The organism is Sphaerospermopsis sp. LEGE 00249 (assembly GCF_014299995.1).
In the GTDB taxonomy this organism is placed as follows: Bacteria; Cyanobacteriota; Cyanobacteriia; order Cyanobacteriales; family Nostocaceae; genus Sphaerospermopsis; species Sphaerospermopsis kisseleviana.
On the sequence record NZ_JACJUZ010000024.1, the window covers coordinates 21778 to 39696 of the forward strand.

General features: G+C 39.1%; 16 protein-coding genes. 10 read left to right on the plus strand and 6 right to left on the minus strand.

The window, feature by feature from the left end; translation table 11 throughout:
• Positions 1–310 precede the first annotated feature (310 nt).
• From H5968_RS10480 to H5968_RS10490, 3 genes are all read left to right on the plus strand, one after another.
• Positions 311–1495, plus strand: a complete 1185-nt coding sequence (locus tag H5968_RS10480) for an NAD(P)H-quinone oxidoreductase subunit H (RefSeq protein WP_187039909.1) — start codon at positions 311–313, stop codon at positions 1493–1495.
• Between the two features lie 356 nt (positions 1496–1851).
• Positions 1852–2406 carry a GAF domain-containing protein gene (locus H5968_RS10485; RefSeq protein WP_187039910.1) on the plus strand — a complete coding sequence of 185 codons (555 nt, stop codon included), beginning with the start codon at positions 1852–1854 and terminating at the stop codon, positions 2404–2406.
• 24 nt (positions 2407–2430) lie between these two features.
• Entirely contained in the window at positions 2431–3684 is a 1254-nt protein-coding gene (locus H5968_RS10490) for a class I SAM-dependent methyltransferase (protein WP_187039911.1), read from the plus strand.
• Positions 3685–3946: 262 nt separating this feature from the next.
• Here the strand turns inward: H5968_RS10490 and H5968_RS10495 are convergent, their stop codons facing one another.
• A complete protein-coding gene (locus tag H5968_RS10495) occupies positions 3947–4093 on the minus strand; it encodes a hypothetical protein (RefSeq protein WP_187039912.1) in 147 nt (48 codons plus the stop codon).
• A gap of 60 nt (positions 4094–4153) precedes the next feature.
• Here H5968_RS10495 and H5968_RS10500 point away from each other — a divergent pair, with 60 nt between their 5' ends.
• Positions 4154–5032 carry an NAD(P)-dependent oxidoreductase gene (locus H5968_RS10500; RefSeq protein WP_137668931.1) on the plus strand — a complete coding sequence of 293 codons (879 nt, stop codon included), beginning with the start codon at positions 4154–4156 and terminating at the stop codon, positions 5030–5032.
• 53 nt (positions 5033–5085) lie between these two features.
• On the opposite strand, the gene H5968_RS10505 is transcribed toward H5968_RS10500, so the two are convergent.
• Positions 5086–5598 (minus strand): single-stranded DNA-binding protein, encoded by a 513-nt coding sequence (locus H5968_RS10505; protein ID WP_096565217.1) that lies wholly within the window; start codon positions 5596–5598, stop codon positions 5086–5088.
• Between the two features lie 128 nt (positions 5599–5726).
• Between H5968_RS10505 and H5968_RS10510 the strand changes: the two genes are divergently transcribed.
• A complete protein-coding gene (locus tag H5968_RS10510; RefSeq protein WP_096565219.1) occupies positions 5727–5891 on the plus strand; it encodes a pentapeptide repeat-containing protein in 165 nt (54 codons plus the stop codon).
• A gap of 130 nt (positions 5892–6021) precedes the next feature.
• Here the strand turns inward: H5968_RS10510 and H5968_RS10515 are convergent, their stop codons facing one another.
• From H5968_RS10515 to H5968_RS10525, 3 genes are all read right to left on the minus strand, one after another.
• Entirely contained in the window at positions 6022–7362 is a 1341-nt protein-coding gene (locus H5968_RS10515; protein ID WP_187039913.1) for a TldD/PmbA family protein, read from the minus strand.
• Positions 7363–7454: 92 nt separating this feature from the next.
• Positions 7455–7814, minus strand: a complete 360-nt coding sequence (locus H5968_RS10520; RefSeq protein ID WP_187039914.1) for a four helix bundle protein — start codon at positions 7812–7814, stop codon at positions 7455–7457.
• A gap of 37 nt (positions 7815–7851) precedes the next feature.
• Positions 7852–9324 carry a TldD/PmbA family protein gene (locus H5968_RS10525; RefSeq protein WP_187039915.1) on the minus strand — a complete coding sequence of 491 codons (1473 nt, stop codon included), beginning with the start codon at positions 9322–9324 and terminating at the stop codon, positions 7852–7854.
• A gap of 508 nt (positions 9325–9832) precedes the next feature.
• Here H5968_RS10525 and H5968_RS10530 point away from each other — a divergent pair.
• Positions 9833–10342: a DUF29 family protein gene (locus tag H5968_RS10530; protein WP_187039941.1), complete on the plus strand. Its 510-nt coding sequence runs from the start codon at positions 9833–9835 to the stop codon at positions 10340–10342.
• Between the two features lie 429 nt (positions 10343–10771).
• Here the strand turns inward: H5968_RS10530 and cimA are convergent, their stop codons facing one another.
• On the minus strand, positions 10772–12430 hold the full coding sequence (cimA, locus tag H5968_RS10535) for a citramalate synthase (protein ID WP_187039942.1): 1659 nt from the start codon (positions 12428–12430) through the stop codon (positions 10772–10774).
• A gap of 214 nt (positions 12431–12644) precedes the next feature.
• Between cimA and H5968_RS10540 the strand changes: the two genes are divergently transcribed.
• From H5968_RS10540 to H5968_RS10555, 4 genes are all read left to right on the plus strand, one after another.
• Entirely contained in the window at positions 12645–12983 is a 339-nt protein-coding gene (locus H5968_RS10540; protein WP_187039916.1) for a 2Fe-2S iron-sulfur cluster-binding protein, read from the plus strand.
• Between the two features lie 17 nt (positions 12984–13000).
• Positions 13001–13420: a hypothetical protein gene (locus H5968_RS10545; RefSeq protein WP_096565228.1), complete on the plus strand. Its 420-nt coding sequence runs from the start codon at positions 13001–13003 to the stop codon at positions 13418–13420.
• 141 nt (positions 13421–13561) lie between these two features.
• Entirely contained in the window at positions 13562–15562 is a 2001-nt protein-coding gene (gene thiO, locus H5968_RS10550) for a glycine oxidase ThiO (protein ID WP_187039917.1), read from the plus strand.
• A 389-nt stretch (positions 15563–15951) separates the two neighbouring features.
• Positions 15952–17913 (plus strand): bifunctional aldolase/short-chain dehydrogenase, encoded by a 1962-nt coding sequence (locus tag H5968_RS10555; protein WP_187039918.1) that lies wholly within the window; start codon positions 15952–15954, stop codon positions 17911–17913.
• Positions 17914–17919 lie beyond the last annotated feature (6 nt).

The window sequence follows — 17919 nt, forward strand, 5'->3', positions numbered from 1 at the left end:
GATAAAATAAATATATCTCAAACCCAGCAAAACCACCCAAACCTTAATAAAACTTAGACACAAACAACACCACCCGTCAAAAATTCCCCCCACCCCACAACCAAAGAGAAAATAAAAAAACCAGACTCACAATCCCTTGAATCGCCAGATCCCTATAATAATTGAAGAAGCAAGACAAAATAAAACATCAAGTACAACTCCAAACCTGCTATCCTGACAAGCTGAAAATTAGCAGATGCAGTAAATTGTATCTGGTTAGCATCTTGGCGGTTCAATACAAACTGTTGACAACGGGAGAACACCAAAATCTATGAGTAGAATAGAAACCCGCACTGAACCAATGGTGCTAAACATGGGTCCTCACCACCCTTCAATGCACGGGGTTCTGAGATTAATTATGACCTTAGACGGTGAAGATGTCGTTGACTGTGAACCAGTCATTGGTTATCTACACCGGGGGATGGAAAAAATAGCTGAAAACCGTTCCACCGTTATGTATGTTCCCTATGTTAGCCGTTGGGACTACGCAGCGGGGATGTTTAACGAAGCGGTGACAGTCAATGCACCAGAAAAATTAGCAGGTATTACAGTTCCCAAACGCGCTAGTTACATCCGTGTAATTATGCTGGAACTAAACCGCATCGCTAACCACTTATTATGGTTTGGTCCATTCCTTGCAGACGTAGGCGCTCAAACTCCCTTCTTCTACCAATTCCGGGAACGGGAAATGATTTATGATCTGTGGGAAGCGGCTACAGGTTATCGCATGGTAAATAACAACTATTTCCGTGTGGGTGGTGTAGCTGTTGATTTACCCTATGGTTGGGTAGATAAGTGTGAAGAGTTCTGTGATTACTTCCTCCCCAAAGTTGACGAATATGAACGCTTAGTTACCAATAACCCTATTTTCCGCCGTCGTATCGAAGGTATTGGGACTATTACCCGTGAAGAAGCGATTAACTGGGGTCTTTCTGGTCCAATGTTACGCGGTTCTGGGGTGAAGTGGGATTTGCGGAAAGTTGACCATTATGAATGTTACGATGATTTCGACTGGGATGTACAGTGGGAAACCGTAGGTGATTGTCTCGCTCGTTACATGGTGCGGATGCGGGAAATGCGGGAATCTGTAAAAATCATCAAACAAGCTATCAAAGGTTTACCCGGTGGTCCCTATGAAAACCTGGAAGCTAAACGAATGATGGCTGGTCCAAAGTCAGAATGGGATGGTTTTGATTATCAGTATGTTGCTAAAAAAGTCGCTCCCACTTTCAAAATTCCTACTGGTGAAATTTACTCCCGTGTAGAAAGCGGTAAAGGTGAACTGGGAATTTATTTGGTAGGTGATAATAATGTCTTCCCCTGGCGGTGGAAAATTCGCCCCGCAGACTTCAATAACCTGCAAATTCTCCCCTCTTTGTTACGTGGTGTGAAGGTAGCAGATGTTGTGGTTATTCTCGGTAGTATTGACGTAATTATGGGTTCTGTGGATAGATAAGCTTCCCCATTACGTCATAGATAGTTTGATATTTATTTTATATATAGAGGTGTGTTTTATTGCATCTCTATATTTTTTTATCTCTATTTTTTATCTCTAAATATTAAGAAATTTCAATTTTTATAAAAAATAATAACTAAAGATTTCAAATAATGAAAAAATGTTTTGTTTCTTAATAAACTTTCAGTTTTCAACAAAAATATTTGTTAATTTTAATATTTTGCAAAAAATATCTAAGTAGGAGAATTTATAATTATGAAAATTCTTGAATTTGTAAATTAATTATTTTCTCTCAACTTGCTGATAAGCTACTATATAAATCAACACAATTTTTATGTAGTTTTTACCTGAAACCTGTGCAAATTCATTCTCAAGCTCAATTTGAAAGTATTCAAAATCAACATCAGCACCAACAACATATTGAAAAGGGGTTACAAACTCTACTGGATCGTCTGATAAAAAAGATCAATCGAGATAATTTAATCCGCAAAACCATACATCAAATTAGAGAAGCTTTACAGGTTGACCGTGTAGTTATTTATTACTTCTACGAGCAATGGCACGGTCAAGTAACATTTGAATCTTTAAGGTCAAAAAAATTATCAATTTTAGGTTCAAAGGGAGCAGATAATTGCTTTAATAATGAATATGCGACCTTGTATTTAGATGGAAGAATCAGAGCGATCGCTGATATTGAATTAGAAACCATCCATCCTTGTCATCAAGATTTTCTGCGTAGTATCCAAGTACGTGCTAACTTAGTTGTACCAATTGTTATCCCTAGAGGTTTATGGGGTTTGCTGGTAGCTCATCAATGCCATAATTCTCGTGTATGGTCAAAAGCAGATATTGAAATTATGCAAAAAGGGGCGCAAACTTTAGCAACAAACTCTAAGATATTAGAGAGTTAAAAAAAGTTAAATTTTTGATTTTTTATGGATTTTAACCCCGCATTATGTCAAACTATAGCCAGTCACATTCTTACCAGTCCCCAAAAACGCATTACCTTTGCTGAGTACATGGACATGGTGTTATATCACCCAGACCAAGGCTATTATTCCAGTAATGCAGTTAACATAGGTTTTCAAGGTGGTGATTTTTTTACCTCATCGAGTTTATGTGATGATTTTGGTGAATTACTGGCTGTTCAATTTTACCAAATGTGGGAAAATTTAGATAGACCAAAATCTTTTTATCTGGTAGAAATGGGAGCAGGAATAGGTGTTTTAGCTTCCCAAATTCTCAATTATCTAAAAATTAATTATTCAGACTTTTTTGATGTCATAGAATATATTATTATTGAGAAATCACCGAGTTTAAGACAGGAACAACAACAAAAATTACAGGAATTTTCTGTGCGCTGGTTAAACTTAGAAGAAATCACACCTAACTCAATCATAGGCTGCTTTTTTTCTAATGAATTAATTGATGCTTTTCCTGTGCATCAGTTCACCATAGCAGAGGGAAAACTGCAAGAAATTTATGTAACTACATCCCAAGACCTAACCCCCCAACCGCCTTCCCTACAAGAGAAGGGGGATAACAATAATTTCCCTCATCTTGTACGAGAGGGGTTAGGGAAAAAGTCAAATATTGAATTTATCGAAGTTGTTGGGGAAGCATCCACACCGCAGTTAGCAGAATATTTGCAGTTAGTGGGGATTGACATCAGCCAAAATGCTTATGAAGAAGGTTATCGCAGTGAAATTAATTTAGCCGCTTTGGACTGGTTGAGTATAGTGGCTGACTGCTTGCAACGCGGGTATGTGCTAACAATTGATTATGGCTACCCTGCAAGTCGTTATTATCATCCCAGGCGATCGCAAGGAACTCTACAGTGCTACTACCAACACCGTCATCATAATAACCCATACATCAACATTGGAAAACAAGATATTACCGCCCATGTTGATTTTACAGCTTTAGAAAGATGGGGAAAAAGATGCGGTTTAAATCAAGTGGGTTGGACACAACAAGGTTTATTTTTGATGGCTTTAGGTTTAGGAGAAAGAATAGCCGCCCTTTCCTATCAACAACAGTCTATTTCACAACTACTCAAACGCCGGGAAGCACTACACCAACTCATCTCCCCAGAAGGACTAGGTAACTTTGGGGTTTTGGTTCAAAGCAAAGGATTGACTGAAACAGAAACTAGGCGATCGCTCCAAGGACTAACTATACCAGAGTAGAGGGGATTGGTGATTCAATTTTGGATTTTGGATTTTGGATTTTGGATTGTTTTTCTTAACTCCAATCTAAAATCTAAAATCTAAAATCTAAAATTATCCTGACTCCTGACATTAAAACTATATTTGGTGAATCCTGATATCCGTCTTTCTTGGACTAGGATCACAGTGATTACTTCAAGTTAAAAACCTTGGCAAAGAAACAACTATGAATACTCATGATCTGATTGTGCTTGTTACCCTACTTAGCCCCGGCATCCTACTATCAGTTGTAATTATGGCAACTTTCGCAGCCGGAGGCTAATTTCTGGGGACTGGTGACTGGGGACTGGGGATTGGTGACTGGTGACTGGTTACTGGTGACTGGGGACTGGGGACTGAGAAGATAAATAACCCAATTACCAATTACCAATTACCAATTACCAATCACCAATTCCCTTTTTACTTACGATTTACCAAAGGAACGTGAAACATGAAGGTGGCATTTCTGGGAACTGGATTGATGGGACTACCGATGGCTCAAAGGTTATTAGCTGCCAATATAGAGCTAATTGCCTACAACCGCACCCCAGAAAAATTAGCACCATTACAAGCAGCAGGGGCAGCAATTGCCACAAAACCCCGTGAAGCAATTCGTTCTGCTGACTGTATAATTCTTATGCTATCTAACGCCGCAGCTATTTATCATGTCTTGCTCACAGATACTTCTTGGCATACTTTATCAGGACGCAGCATCATTCAAATGGGGACAACTACTCCCCAAGAAAGCCAAGAAATCAGAAATGCGGTAGTTGCGGCTGGTGGTGAATACATAGAAGCGCCTGTACTCGGTAGTATCCCAGAAGCGGAAACTGGCAAATTAATTGTCATGGTGGGTGGTGAAGAAGAACAATATCAACGCCATGTCAAATTACTATCAAATTTTGGACCCGATCCTGTATACATTGGACCTGTAGGATCAGCAGCATCCCTGACTTTAGCACTCAATCAACTCATTGCTTCCCTCACTACTAGCTTTGCCCTGAGTCTGGCTTTTGTCCAGTTGCAAGGCATTGATGTAGAATTATTTATGCGAGTCCTGCGGGACAGTAAACTTTATGCGCCTATCTTTGATCAAAATCTAAACCGGATGTTAGATGGCAATTATTCCAAAGCCAACTTACCCACCAAACAATTGATCAAAGAAATAGATTTATTTATCTCTGAAGCTAAATCCCTTGGTTTGAATCTCAGCAGTATTGAGGGTGTAAAACACATCTTACAGTCAGCAATGAAAATGTCCTATCCAGAAGATGATTATTCTTCTGTTTTCCCCGCTATTCGAGAATGGGGTGAAGCCAGCGGAGAGTAGGTGACAGGTGACAGGTGACAGGGTTAAGATGAATAACCCAATCACCAATCACCTTAAAATGGAATGTCGTCTGGATCGGGTTCTGCTTCTGTCGTGGGTTGATAGGATGGAGGTTGAGAACTTACAGGTTGATAGGTAGGCTCTGGGGTGGTTGGTTGGGGTGCGGGATTTGTAAATGTTGTAGTTGGAGTTTGTGCAGGTCTGCTTGATTGATGATTGACAATCTCTAGGGGACGTTGTGCTGCTGGTTGATCCGTTGGTACACCTTTGCTTAAAGCATGAATCCGTTGTACTGTCAACTCAGCACGTTTTTCTTTAAATCCTTCGGGACGCTCAAAAGTATTCATCCCTAAGCGTCCTTCGATGATCACGCGATCGCCTGGATGATAATTTTGATGAATGTCTTTGGCTAAGTTACCCCAACTTACCACTTTTAACGGATGTGAGGGATCATCTGGCCGCAACCCCGCTACATGAACTATCATTTCTGTTATTTCCAAACCGTCGGGTGTGTGTCGCAGTTGGGGAGCATCATAAATTTCTGCCATTAAAATACAACTGTTCATAGTATTTCCTCCTATTAACTCAAACTTTACAATATTCGGGAAATTAATGATCTCAATTTAGCTTAACAGCCAAATTACACATAGCAGAAGTCAGGAGTCAGGAAAAACCCTCTTTTAATGGGAGTTTCATGAATGCCTTATGCCAGACTGGGCTAACGATTGAGGCCAGAACAGACTTGAGAGGTGCTAATTTAAGTAAGGCAAATTTGTTCAAAGCAGAAATGAGTAGCACAAATATCATGGGTGCAAATTTGCGTGAAGCTGTAATGCCTGATGGCACAGTTCAATATTAGGTGACTGGTGACTGGTGACTGGGGACTGGGGAAGAAAATTTTAGATTTTAGATTTTAGATTGGAGATCACAAAAACAATCCAAAATCCAAAATCCAAAATAAAAAACTCCTGCCTCCTGCCTCCTGAATATTATTCCCCTGTAATAGAGAGTTCACTTACCCAAATTCTCGGACAAACTCCCCCTGGTGTTAATTCTGCTTCCTTCTCTACATAAACAATAGATTTTAACAACTCCAGAAAATCACCTGCTACCGTTGCTGATTCAACACTAATTTTCTCACCTTTATTCACTAACCAACCATCAAAAGGCAAAGAAAACGAACCTTGTAAAGCTTTAACACCTGCATGGAGAGCTTGTAAATCATCAATTAAAATCACATTTTCCGCAGTTTCTAAACTTAATTCTTTTTCTGGTGTACCAGCGCCAAAAACATGATAAAAATTGGGACCAACGCTCACCTTTGCACCAATACTAGCATTACCTGTAGGTTGGGCATTTAACCGTTTTGCAGTTCCCGCACTATGTAAAAAGCTGGTTAACACACCTTTTTCTATTAACTTTACTTGACGGGTTGGTGTACCTTCACCATCAAAACTTTCCGCACCCACATTGGCAGGATGTAAAGCATCATCATAAACTGAAAGTAAAGGTGAAGCAATTTCTTTACCGATATCTTCAGTTGTGGATAAACTTTGATTATCCAGAATATTTTGGGCATTAAATAAATTAGAAAATGCACCCAATAAACTCAAGAAAGCTTCCGCAGAAAAAACCACTTGATATTTACCAGTTTTGATTTTTTCATAATGCAAATGACTGATAGTTTTATCTGCTGTTTCTTTGATACAACCAGCAATATCTAAATCAGCTAAATTCTCCTTAACTCGATATGCTCCTGCACTGCGGGGTTTTTTCCCTTCTTCCTCGGTTTTACTATACAGATAAACTGAAGCCAAAGAATGAGATTCCTTTCTTAAAGCACCATCACTATTAAGATAAAAACGGTCAATATCTCTTTGTGCTAAACCATTATAAGGCACTCCTGTAATGGCAGGATGAGCAGCTAAAAGTTCTTTTTCTGCTACTAATAGTTTTTCAATGAGTTCAGAAACAGGTGCTTGAGGTGCTTTTTCTTTAGGAGTATATTCAATCGGAACGGTTGCTTCTGGACTAAAATCAGGAACGTTTTCTTTAACTCCAAAAAAACTTGCTTCGTAAGCTGTTTGTAAGGCTAATTCTAATCCTTTGGGGTCTACATCTGTGGTACTGGTGACACCCATTGTATTTTCTTCGTTCCAAACTCGAACTGTGACACCAGAACGGTTAGAAGCTTTCACTTGTTTGGGTTCTCCCTGATCAACTTGCACGCTGGTATCGTCTACTGTTGAACCGTAAATGTCAAATTTTTTAATGCCTAGTTTTTGGGCGTTTTCTTGGGCGTATTTAGCGATTTCTTGAATGTTAGACATGATGCAATTTTGGATTTTAGATTTGAGATTTTGGATTTGATAAAGAATTAGAGAAGTTAGATTTTGAGAAATTAGATTTTGGATTTTGGATGTTATGATTTTGGTTTTTGTCGGATAGTTTTGATTGAAGCCACAGTCATAGCTAGAATTTCATTAGTTTCTTGCATTAAATTTTTAAGTTTATCAGGTTCTACTAATCCTGATTCAATTAGAAGTTCTAACCAGTAAAGAGTCTCATCAGTTTCTTCTTCTACAATACTAAGTTTAGCAATCAAGTCAGCAGTAGATTTTACCCGACAAGATGCACGATAATTAGCACCAACAGAAGTTGCAGAACGTAGCAACTGCTTACCAATAACATCCGCAGTTTTTGTCATTGGTAAGGACTCAACTAGGCGAATCACTCTTAATGCAACTTGTTTTGTCCTAGTCTTAAACTGTTGCTCATTCACAATCCAAAATCCAAAATCCAAAATCTAAAATCTAAAATTATCTTCCGCCGACGGTGATGGAATCAACTTTAATATGTGGTTGTCCTACTGTGGTGTAAATGCTGCCACTAACAGAACCACAAAAACCAGGTGCTAGTTCTAAATCTTTGGAACACATAGAGATTTTGTTCATGATTTCTTTTGCTTCGCCGATGAGGGTAGCACCTTTTAATGGTTTGGTAATTTTGCCGTTTTCTATTAAGTAGGCTTCGTCAACGCTAAAGTTAAATTGACCGGTTGCGCCTACACTTCCACCACCCATTTTTTTACAGTAAATACCTTTATCAATGGAAGCAAATAAATCTTCGTTGCTGTATTCGCCGGTATCAATATATGTGTTTCTCATGCGACTTGCAGCCGCAAAGGTGTAATTTTGACGGCGACCACTGCCTGTTCTGGGGTGTCCAGTTCTTACTGAACCAGTTCTGTCAGCTAGGAAGTTTTTGAGAACGCCTTTTTCTATTAATAATGTTCTTTGGGCGGGCATTCCTTCGTCATCCATATCAATTGTGCCGAAGGCATTGTCAGAACGTCCTTCATCCCAAGCTGTTAAACTTTCATGGGCGATTTTTTCGCCTTTTTTATCCGCAAATGGTGTGGTTTTACGTTCAATTTGAGTAGTTTCTAATAAATGTCCGCAAGCTTCATGGAATATTACTCCCCCAAAATGATTGGCCATGATAATGGGGTAATTTCCTGATTCTACGTAATCTGCATATAGCATTTTACCCGCAGATTCGGCAATTTGTTCGGAAGCTTGTTGATAATCCCAGGTTTTCAGGAAGTTGGGGTCACTGGTGTTTCCGGCACGTTCACCGATGGAAGCACGGTTGGCACCATCAGCACAGAGAATATTAAAGCCGACTGACTGGGTGAGGCGAATATCACGGGCAAATGTGCCATCACTGGCAGCAACTAATACTTCTTGCCAGTCACGGAAGTAGGTAGCGCGGCGAGACTGAACGTGGGTAGCTTTTTTGTTGAGTTGGGTAGTACCATCAAGAAGGATTTCTCCCATTTCGCGGATGGAACTGCATAAGGAGAGCCAGCCATCTTTACCGCGTTTGGTGGCGTAGTCTCTCAATAATTCTAGGTTGATTTCGGGGATGAAAGCACTTGGTCCTGGCAGTTGTAATCCCAGGATGGAAAGACCTTTTTCTAAGGCTGCTTTTAGTCCAGCAAATGTTAGGTTATTGGTGCTAACGTAACAGTCGGCTTTGCCTCGAAATACTCTCACTCCTGCACCACTGGCTAAACTGGGTGAGATGCTGGTGATGGTGTCGTCTTCTGCTAAACAACTAATGTAGTTACGACGTTCTAAGAAAAATTCTACAAAATCTGCACCAGCAGCGCGTCCTAGTCCCAAAAGGGTGGCCAGGGGCGCTTCCCAGGTGTCGTCGAAGCGTTCTGTTGTTGATGAATACTTTAAACTGGGGAGTTGATTGGAAAGAAGTAGGGTATTTGTAAGCATGAATGGCCTCGTCTGCTGGCTTTTTGACTGAAAATATCCTGGTGTGTTTAGTCTAACAAATCCATCAAAGTCACTGTGGGCATTTAGGCTGTAGAGGTTTCCTCACTTTATTATCTTGGTTTTTTTTCTCACGCAGAGGCGCAGAGTCGCAGAGAGGTATAAGTAAGAGGTATAAGTAAGAGGTATGGGATTTGGGAAAAAAAAGATTTCTATCAATAAGGGTGGGTGTTTTCTCAAGATTGTTGAGAATGATGTCAATAATTTAACGAGTTTTGGTAATTTCAGCTAGGGGGTTGACATTTGTTCTGAGTTTTGCTATATTTTTATTAAGTCTAGGAATCTGTCCGCGCCATATATAACAGGTTTTGAATTGTTTAGGTTGGGATTCGCAGGATTTAAGAATTTGCATACTGGAATTTTCTGTAATTTTCTATAGTTTGATGAGAATTTGTTAAGGTTAAAGGATAAATTAGGATTTGGGTTTTTTGATGGTTTGAGGTTAGAAGCAATGACTCAGGAATTAATAGACCTCAGAAATAATATTTTACAAGGACGTTACGCAGAAGCTTTGGAAATTGTAGATGAATTGGCAGGAATGAGTAAACAAGCTATTCTGCGAAATATTCAATCTTATTTAAAAATTTTATTGATTCATTTGATTAAAAATCAAGTGGAACAGAGATTAACTGCATCTTGGGTTGCTTCTATTAGTAATTCTATTAGAGAAATTAAAAAGATAAATTTGAAGGATAATAAAAAATCCTATTATGTGAATGAAGATGAATGGACTAATTTAATTGAGGAAGAAGTAATTGAGGATGCGATAGTTGACGCTAGTTTTGAGGTAACGAACGGTAAATACAGTCGTTCGCAGCTTGCAGGAATTATAGATAAAGATGAAATTTTAGCTACTGCAAATAAATTGTTGTCTTTAACTTATGTTTATTCTGCTAAGGAGTTACCAGCAATTATGGATGATTATATCGCTCAGTTGGTTGGTGGAGATGATTGGCAGTAAAATTGATTAATGATTATTATGATAAGAAATAAAAAAATGGGATTTTGTCTGAATCAGGATGTCCAAGATTTGAGGATGTACAAGATGAGATTTTATGTATTGTTTTTGGGGATTCTTGAATGTGGGTGGAAATTAAGATGTTGAAGATTGAAAAATTTACTATATATGCGCCCACGTATTTCCACTTCTAACATAAGTGTACTGTAAATTTTTGGCATTGTCAAGTCTTAAAACAAAAAAAATCACAAAAATCCTGAAAATGGGGATTTTGAGATTTCATGCAGTGGTAAAAAGAGCGATCGCCAAATTATAAATCATCAAAAATAAATCATCAAAAATAAATCATCAAAAATAAATCATCAAAAATCCTGTAAATCCTATAATCCTGGATATCCTGATTCAGACAAGTTGATCACAATTTTATCACATCTAAATTTTCAATGATTTTTCTGCTTGGAAATGCAGCAATAATCCATATTCCAAACCTTCAACTACAGCTTGATAAGAAGCTTCTAAAATATTAGCAGAAACTCCAATAGTTGTCCAGCGTTGTTGACCATTTCCCGACTCAACCAAAGCGCGTGTTTTTGCTGATGTTCCTCTATTTCCGTTGAGTATTCTTACCTTATAATCAGTCAGTTCAAAATCGGCAATTTGTGGATAAAAATTCATCAAAGCTTTGCGTAAAGCAGCATCCAAAGCTGCAACTGGACCATTACCTTCTGCTGCTTCCAGAATATTTTGACCATTCACAGCTACTTTAATTGTAGCTAAAGAATTGGTGCTTTTTTTCCCTTCCACCAAATCACAATTAACATGAAAACCTTGAACTTCAAAAAACTCCTGTCTTAGTCCTAAAGCTGTATACATTAATAGAGCAAAACTAGCTTCCGCAGCTTCAAATTGATAACCTTCACTTTCCAAGTCTTTCATGCGTTGGAGAATGAGTTTAGTTTGGGGATCATTTTTATTTAATTCTATTCCCAAAGTGCGAGCTTTAGCTAAAACATTGCTTAAACCAGACTGTTCAGAAATGACAATGCGACGACGATTTCCTACCTGTTCAGGTGTAATATGTTCATAAGTTAAAGGATTACGTTCCACCGCAGAAACATGAATCCCTCCTTTGTGAGCAAAAGCTGAACGTCCTACATAGGGTGCATGATCATCAGGTGCGAGATTGACAACTTCACTAACAAAACGACTGGTTTCTGTAAGTTGATGTAGCTGGTGTTCACTGATACAGCTATAACCAAGTTTTAGCTGTAAATTAGGAATCAGAGAACACAGGTTAGCATTACCGCAGCGTTCACCATAACCATTTATAGTCCCTTGTACCATTTTTGCACCTGCCATCACTGCTGCTATAGCATTAGCAACTGCCATTTCTGAATCATTATGTGTATGTATTCCTATGTGGGGAATTGGTGATTGGTGATTGGTGATTGGTGATTGGGTCAGAGTTTTTTCTGTATTTCCTATTTCCTTGACGACACCTGAGACAATTTGAGAAACTTCATGGGGTAAAGTTCCGCCATTGGTATCACATAAAACTAACCATTCCGCCCCTGCTTTTGCGGCTGTTTTGATTGTTTGTAAAGCATAATGAGGATTTTGCTTATAACCATCAAACCAATGTTCAGCATCATAAATTACACGCCGTCCTTGAGAGATTAAATACTCAATCGTGTCGCGGATCATGGCTAAATTTTCATCCAGACTGGTCTTGAGTCCTTCTATAACGTGCAAATCCCAAGATTTTCCAAAAATTGTCACCCAGCGTGTACCAGCCGCCAAAATCGCTTGTAACATGGGTTCATCACTGGCTTGGGTATGAGGACGACGGGTGGAACAGAAGGGAACTATTTCCGCTTGTTTGAGGGGGTTTTCTTGGAGTTGCCAGAAAAACTGGACATCTTTAGGATTCGCCCCTGGCCAACCACCTTCAATAAATGGTATACCTAGTTGATCTAGTCTGTGGGCAATGCGTAATTTATCTTCTATGGACACTGATAAACCTTCCCGTTGAGTACCATCACGGAGAGTAGTGTCATATAACCAAATTTGAGGAGAGGTAGTTTTACTCATAGGTTGTGATTGGTAATTGGTAATTGGTGATTGGTGATTGGTGATTGGTAATTGGTGATTGGTGATTGGTGATTGGTGATTGGTGATTGGTAATTGGTGATTGGTAATTGGTAATTGGTGATTGGTAATTGGTAATTGGTAATTGGTAAATTTATTTCTGTCACCTGTCACCTGTCACCTGTTACCTGTTTTAATTTAGTTTGGTAATTTAAATATGCCGAAAGTTGTAGCTCAAGGTAAATTAATTGAGTGTGAAAACAAAGCCAATTTAAGAAAAGTGCTGCTAAAAAATGGTGTTGACCTCCATAACGGTGGTTCTCAGGTAATAAACTGTCGGGGTATTGGCAGTTGTGGTACTTGTGCGGTTAAGGTAGAAGGCGAAGTGTCAGCAGCAAATTGGCGTGATCTAACGCGGCGATCGCTTCCTCCCCATTCTCCTACATCTGATTTGCGTTTAGCTTGTCAAACTCAGGTTTTAGGAGATGTGAAAGTTACAAAATTTGATGGTTTTTGGGGTCAAGGTTCTGAGATAGTTTGGACACCAGAAGGTTAAAAAGGAGACAAAACAAGATGGGTAGATGGACTCCCTTAATTTTAATGGCTGGAGGCGTGGCAATTTTACTAGGTACGTTACTTGGTATTAATTTTCCGATGGGTGGACAACAAACTGCTAATGTTCCTCCTGGAAGGAGAGAGTCTAGTGTCTTGCCAGCCAATATTAATGTTAATAGCACTGCCAGTAGGGATGATTCAACCGCTGCTAACAGAAATAACACTGAAACCTCCAACACTAACAGAAATGATTTTTCTGATGATACTCGCCGCACCAGTGTAGCTCAAAGTAATGCCAATACTACGCCTACAGGTTCTGGTGATAGTACACAAGGCTCAAATAATACTGATACTGATACTTCTACTTCTGCAACAGATACTAGCTCAAATTCAGGTACTATCGATCAAGATAAACAACCTATTCGCGCTTTATGGTAATGGGGATTGGTGATTGGTGACTGGGGACTGGGGACTGGGGACTGGGTAAAAACAACTATCAACTATCAACTATCACCAATCACCAATTAATAATCCTGATAGGTTATTAGTTATGTACTAATGACTAATAACTATTGACTGATGACTAGCGACGTTTTAATTATTGGTGGTGGCATTATCGGGTTGGCTTGCGCTGTTGAGTTAAAGTTGCGGGGTGCAAATGTTACTGTCGTTTCCCGTGATTTTACTGCCGCAGCCAGCCATGCAGCCGCAGGAATGTTAGCCCCTGATGCGGAAAATATCGCCGATGCTGCTATGCTTGATTTGTGTCGGCGATCGCTCTCTTTATATCCTGACTGGATTAGTAAATTAGAAGAGTTAACAGCCAAAAAAGATTTAAACAATACAGGTTATTGGCCTTGTGGCATCCTCGCCCCAGTATATCAGGAGGCAGGGGAGAAAAAGGAATTTATTCCCAATCACCAATCACCAGCTTATTGGTTAGATAAAGCAGCTATTCATGAATATCAACCGGGGTTAGGCGCTGATGTGGTTGGTGGTTGGTGGTATCCTGAAAATGGCCAGGTTGATAATCAAACTTTGGTGAAAGTGTTGCGGACTGCGGCTGAGTCTTTGGGTGTATCATTCAAAGATGGTGTGACAGTTGAGGCGATCGCCCAGCAACAAGGGCAAGTTATCGGTATCCAAACTAACATAGGTTTTCTTAGGGCTGACCATTATCTTGTAGCGGCTGGTGCTTGGTCTAATCAATTATTACCTTTAACAGTGCATCCCCGCAAAGGTCAAATGTTGCGGTTGCGAGTACCGGAATTTCTGACAGAATTACCTTTAACAAGGGTTTTATTTGGTGAAGATATTTACATTGTTCCCCGTCGTAACCGTTCTATTGTTTTAGGTGCTACCAGTGAAAATGTCGGTTTTACTCCCGATAACACACCAGCAGGTATTCAAAGCTTACTGGAAGGTGCAACCCGTCTTTTTCCCCAATTAGCAGATTATCCCATTCAAGAAATGTGGTGGGGTTTTCGTCCTGCTACTTCCGATGAATTACCGATTTTAGGCGAAAGTCATTGTAAAAATTTAACCTTTGCTACTGGTCACTATCGCAATGGTATTTTACTTGCACCAGTCACAGCAAATTTAATTGCGGATGTGATTTTGTCACAAACAACCGATCCGCTTTTAACTCATTTCCATTATTCCCGCTTTCAAAATACACCCGTTCCCACTCAGTCATCTACTACAACATCCATGCTTACCCATCCTGCTAATTTCACCAACGGACATAGTAAAAATTTATATATTCAACCTGCGGAATTTAACTTACAAGATTCAGGTTTAGTTATTGCTGGTAAAACCTTTCAATCTCGCTTGATGACAGGAACAGGAAAGTATCGCAGTATTGAAGAAATGCAGAAAAGTGTTGCTGCTAGTGGTTGTCAAATTGTTACCGTTGCTGTCAGAAGGGTACAAACTAACGCTCCTGGTCATGAAGGTTTGGCAGAAGCTTTAGATTGGGGTAAAATTTGGATGTTGCCTAATACTGCTGGTTGTCAAACTGCGGAAGAAGCGATCCGGGTGGCACGGTTAGGACGGGAAATGGCGAAGTTATTAGGACAGGAAGATAATAATTTTGTCAAGTTAGAAGTTATACCTGATGCTAAATATTTGTTGCCTGATCCCATTGGTACTTTGCAAGCGGCGGAACAGTTGGTAAAAGAAGGTTTTGCGGTATTGCCTTATATTAATGCTGATCCCATGTTAGCAAAGCGATTAGAAGAAGTTGGTTGTGCCACTGTGATGCCTTTAGCTGCGCCTATTGGTTCAGGACAAGGGTTGAAAACTACCGCCAATATTCAGATTATTATTGAAAATGCCAAAGTGCCGGTGGTGGTAGATGCGGGTATTGGTGCGCCTTCAGAAGCTGCACAAGCGATGGAATTGGGTGCGGATGCGTTGTTAATTAATAGTGCGATCGCCCTAGCTGAGAATGCACCTGCAATGGCTTATGCAATGGGTTTAGCAACTGTAGCCGGTCGCATAGCTTATTTAGCGGGAAGAATGCCAATTAAAAACTATGCTAGTGCGAGTTCACCTTTAACGGGAACTATTACTGCTTAATTTGGTATTAGATATTTAGAAATGTAAAGACGTTGCATAAAACGTCTTTATAAAGTTTTAATATTTTATACCGTTTCTTTATGAGACTGCGCTAAATTTGCAAACCTCTTTCTTTGTGTTCTTTGCGTCCTTTGCGGTTAGTCATATAATTTAGCGCATCTTCATAGGAAATTAGTATTAGCCATTAGTTTAGTAGGGGCGAAGCATTCGGGTGATAACTCATCGCTGAAACCAGTTCATATTCTGTCCGAATGCTTCGCCCTTACGATTAATGCAATAAATCGGTCTTCTAGAATAATTTTTTCTATACAACCTCATCTAAAAATAGTATAATATTAAGTGATTTATTGATATCAAACCCCTGAAAAAATAGCCAACAAAAATCAATTATGAAAAATCTCTGGAATGATCAAGAAGCAGCCCAATATCAAGGAGAATTAGAACTGCGAGTATATACATCTCGTCTCTTAGGAAAAAATCCTGCTTTAGTTTTACATGGAGGAGGAAATACTTCTGTCAAAATCAAAGAAAAAAACCTAGTAGGAGAAATAGAAGAAATCCTTTATGTAAAAGGTAGTGGTTGGGACTTAGCAACCATCCAAAAAGAAGGTTTTGCTCCCGTGAGAATGTCTCATTTATTAAAATTAGCTAAACTACCAGCTTTATCTGATCCTCAGATGGTAAATGAGCTAAAAACTCAAATGACCATTGCTACAGCCCCTTCGCCTTCAGTGGAAACAATTCTCCACGCTATCTTACCCTACAAATATGTAGATCATACCCATGCAGATGCCATTGTCACTATTACCAACACTCCCAACGGTTGCCAAAGAATTAAAGAAATTTATGGGGATAAAGTTGTCATAATTCCCTATATTATGCCAGGGTTTGATTTAGCCAGAATTTGTGGTGAAAAATTCCCACTAGAAGCAGGAGAAAACACCATCGGCATGGTTTTGATGAATCATGGTATTTTCTCCTTTGGAAACACTGCTCAAGAGTCTTATGAAAGAATGATTTCACTGGTGAGTGAAGCCGAAGAATATTTACAGAAAAATCAAGCCTATTCTCCTACTCCCAGTGGTGTGATTGCACAAAAATCTTTAGCTCCTACCTTAGCAAAATTACGTCATAGACTATCAACAAAAGCAGGTTTTCCAGTTATTTTATCCAGTCATCGAGATTCTAAATATATTGCTTTTGCTAGACGAGAAGATATTGCTGTTATTTCTCAACAAGGTCCGGCTACACCAGATCATGTAATTCGTACTAAACGTCTGCCTTTAATTGGTCAAGATATCAAAGCTTATAGTCAAGCTTATCAAGACTATTTTAAAACCTATTCCAGTCCTGAACATACCATATTAGATACCATTCCCAGAGTAATCCTTGATCCAGAATTAGGACTATGTACAATTGGCAAGGATATTAAATCAGCAAATATTGTTGCCGACATCTATGATCATACCATTGATATCATCGAAACTGCCACCAATTTAGACCAATATCAAGCTTTATCAGCCAAAGATATTTTTCAAGTAGAATATTGGGATTTAGAGCAAGCAAAATTAAAAAAATCAGGAAAAGAACCCCCTTTTACTGGAGAAATTGCCTTAGTTACAGGAGCAGCTTCGGGAATTGGTAAAGCCTGTGTAGAATCTCTTCTAAAAAGAGGGGCTGCGGTTGTGGGTTTAGATATTAATTCTCAGATTGAAACCCTTTATAAACGTCCTAATTTTTTAGGAATCACCTGTGATGTAACCGATGAAAATGCAATTACTCAAGCTCTAGAAACAGCTATTGGTAAATTTGGCGGTTTAGACATCTTAATTCTGAATGCTGGTATCTTTCCTCGTGGTTGTCATATTAAAGATTTATCAACCCAGGAATGGCGTAAGGTAATGGATATCAATTTGGATGCTAACTTAATTTTAATGAGAGAAAGTCATTCCTATTTAAAATTAGCACCTAAAGGCGGTAGAGTAGTCATAATTGGCTCGAAAAATGTCTATGCACCTGGAGTTGGTGCAGCAGCATATTCGGCTTCTAAAGCTGCGTTAAATCAATTAACAAGAGTTGCTGCTTTAGAATGGAGTCAAGATAAAATTCGCATTAATTCTGTACATCCAAATGCAGTTTTTGATACGGGAATTTGGACAGAAGAAGTATTAAATTCTCGTGCTGCTGCTTATGGTTTAACGGTAGAAGAATATAAAACTAATAATCTGCTGCAAGTTGAAATCACTAGCCATGACGTAGCCGAATTAGCAGCGGAAATGTGTGGTAATTTATTCATGAAAACAACTGCTGCTAATATTCCCATTGATGGTGGGAATGAAAGAGTGATTTAGTGATTG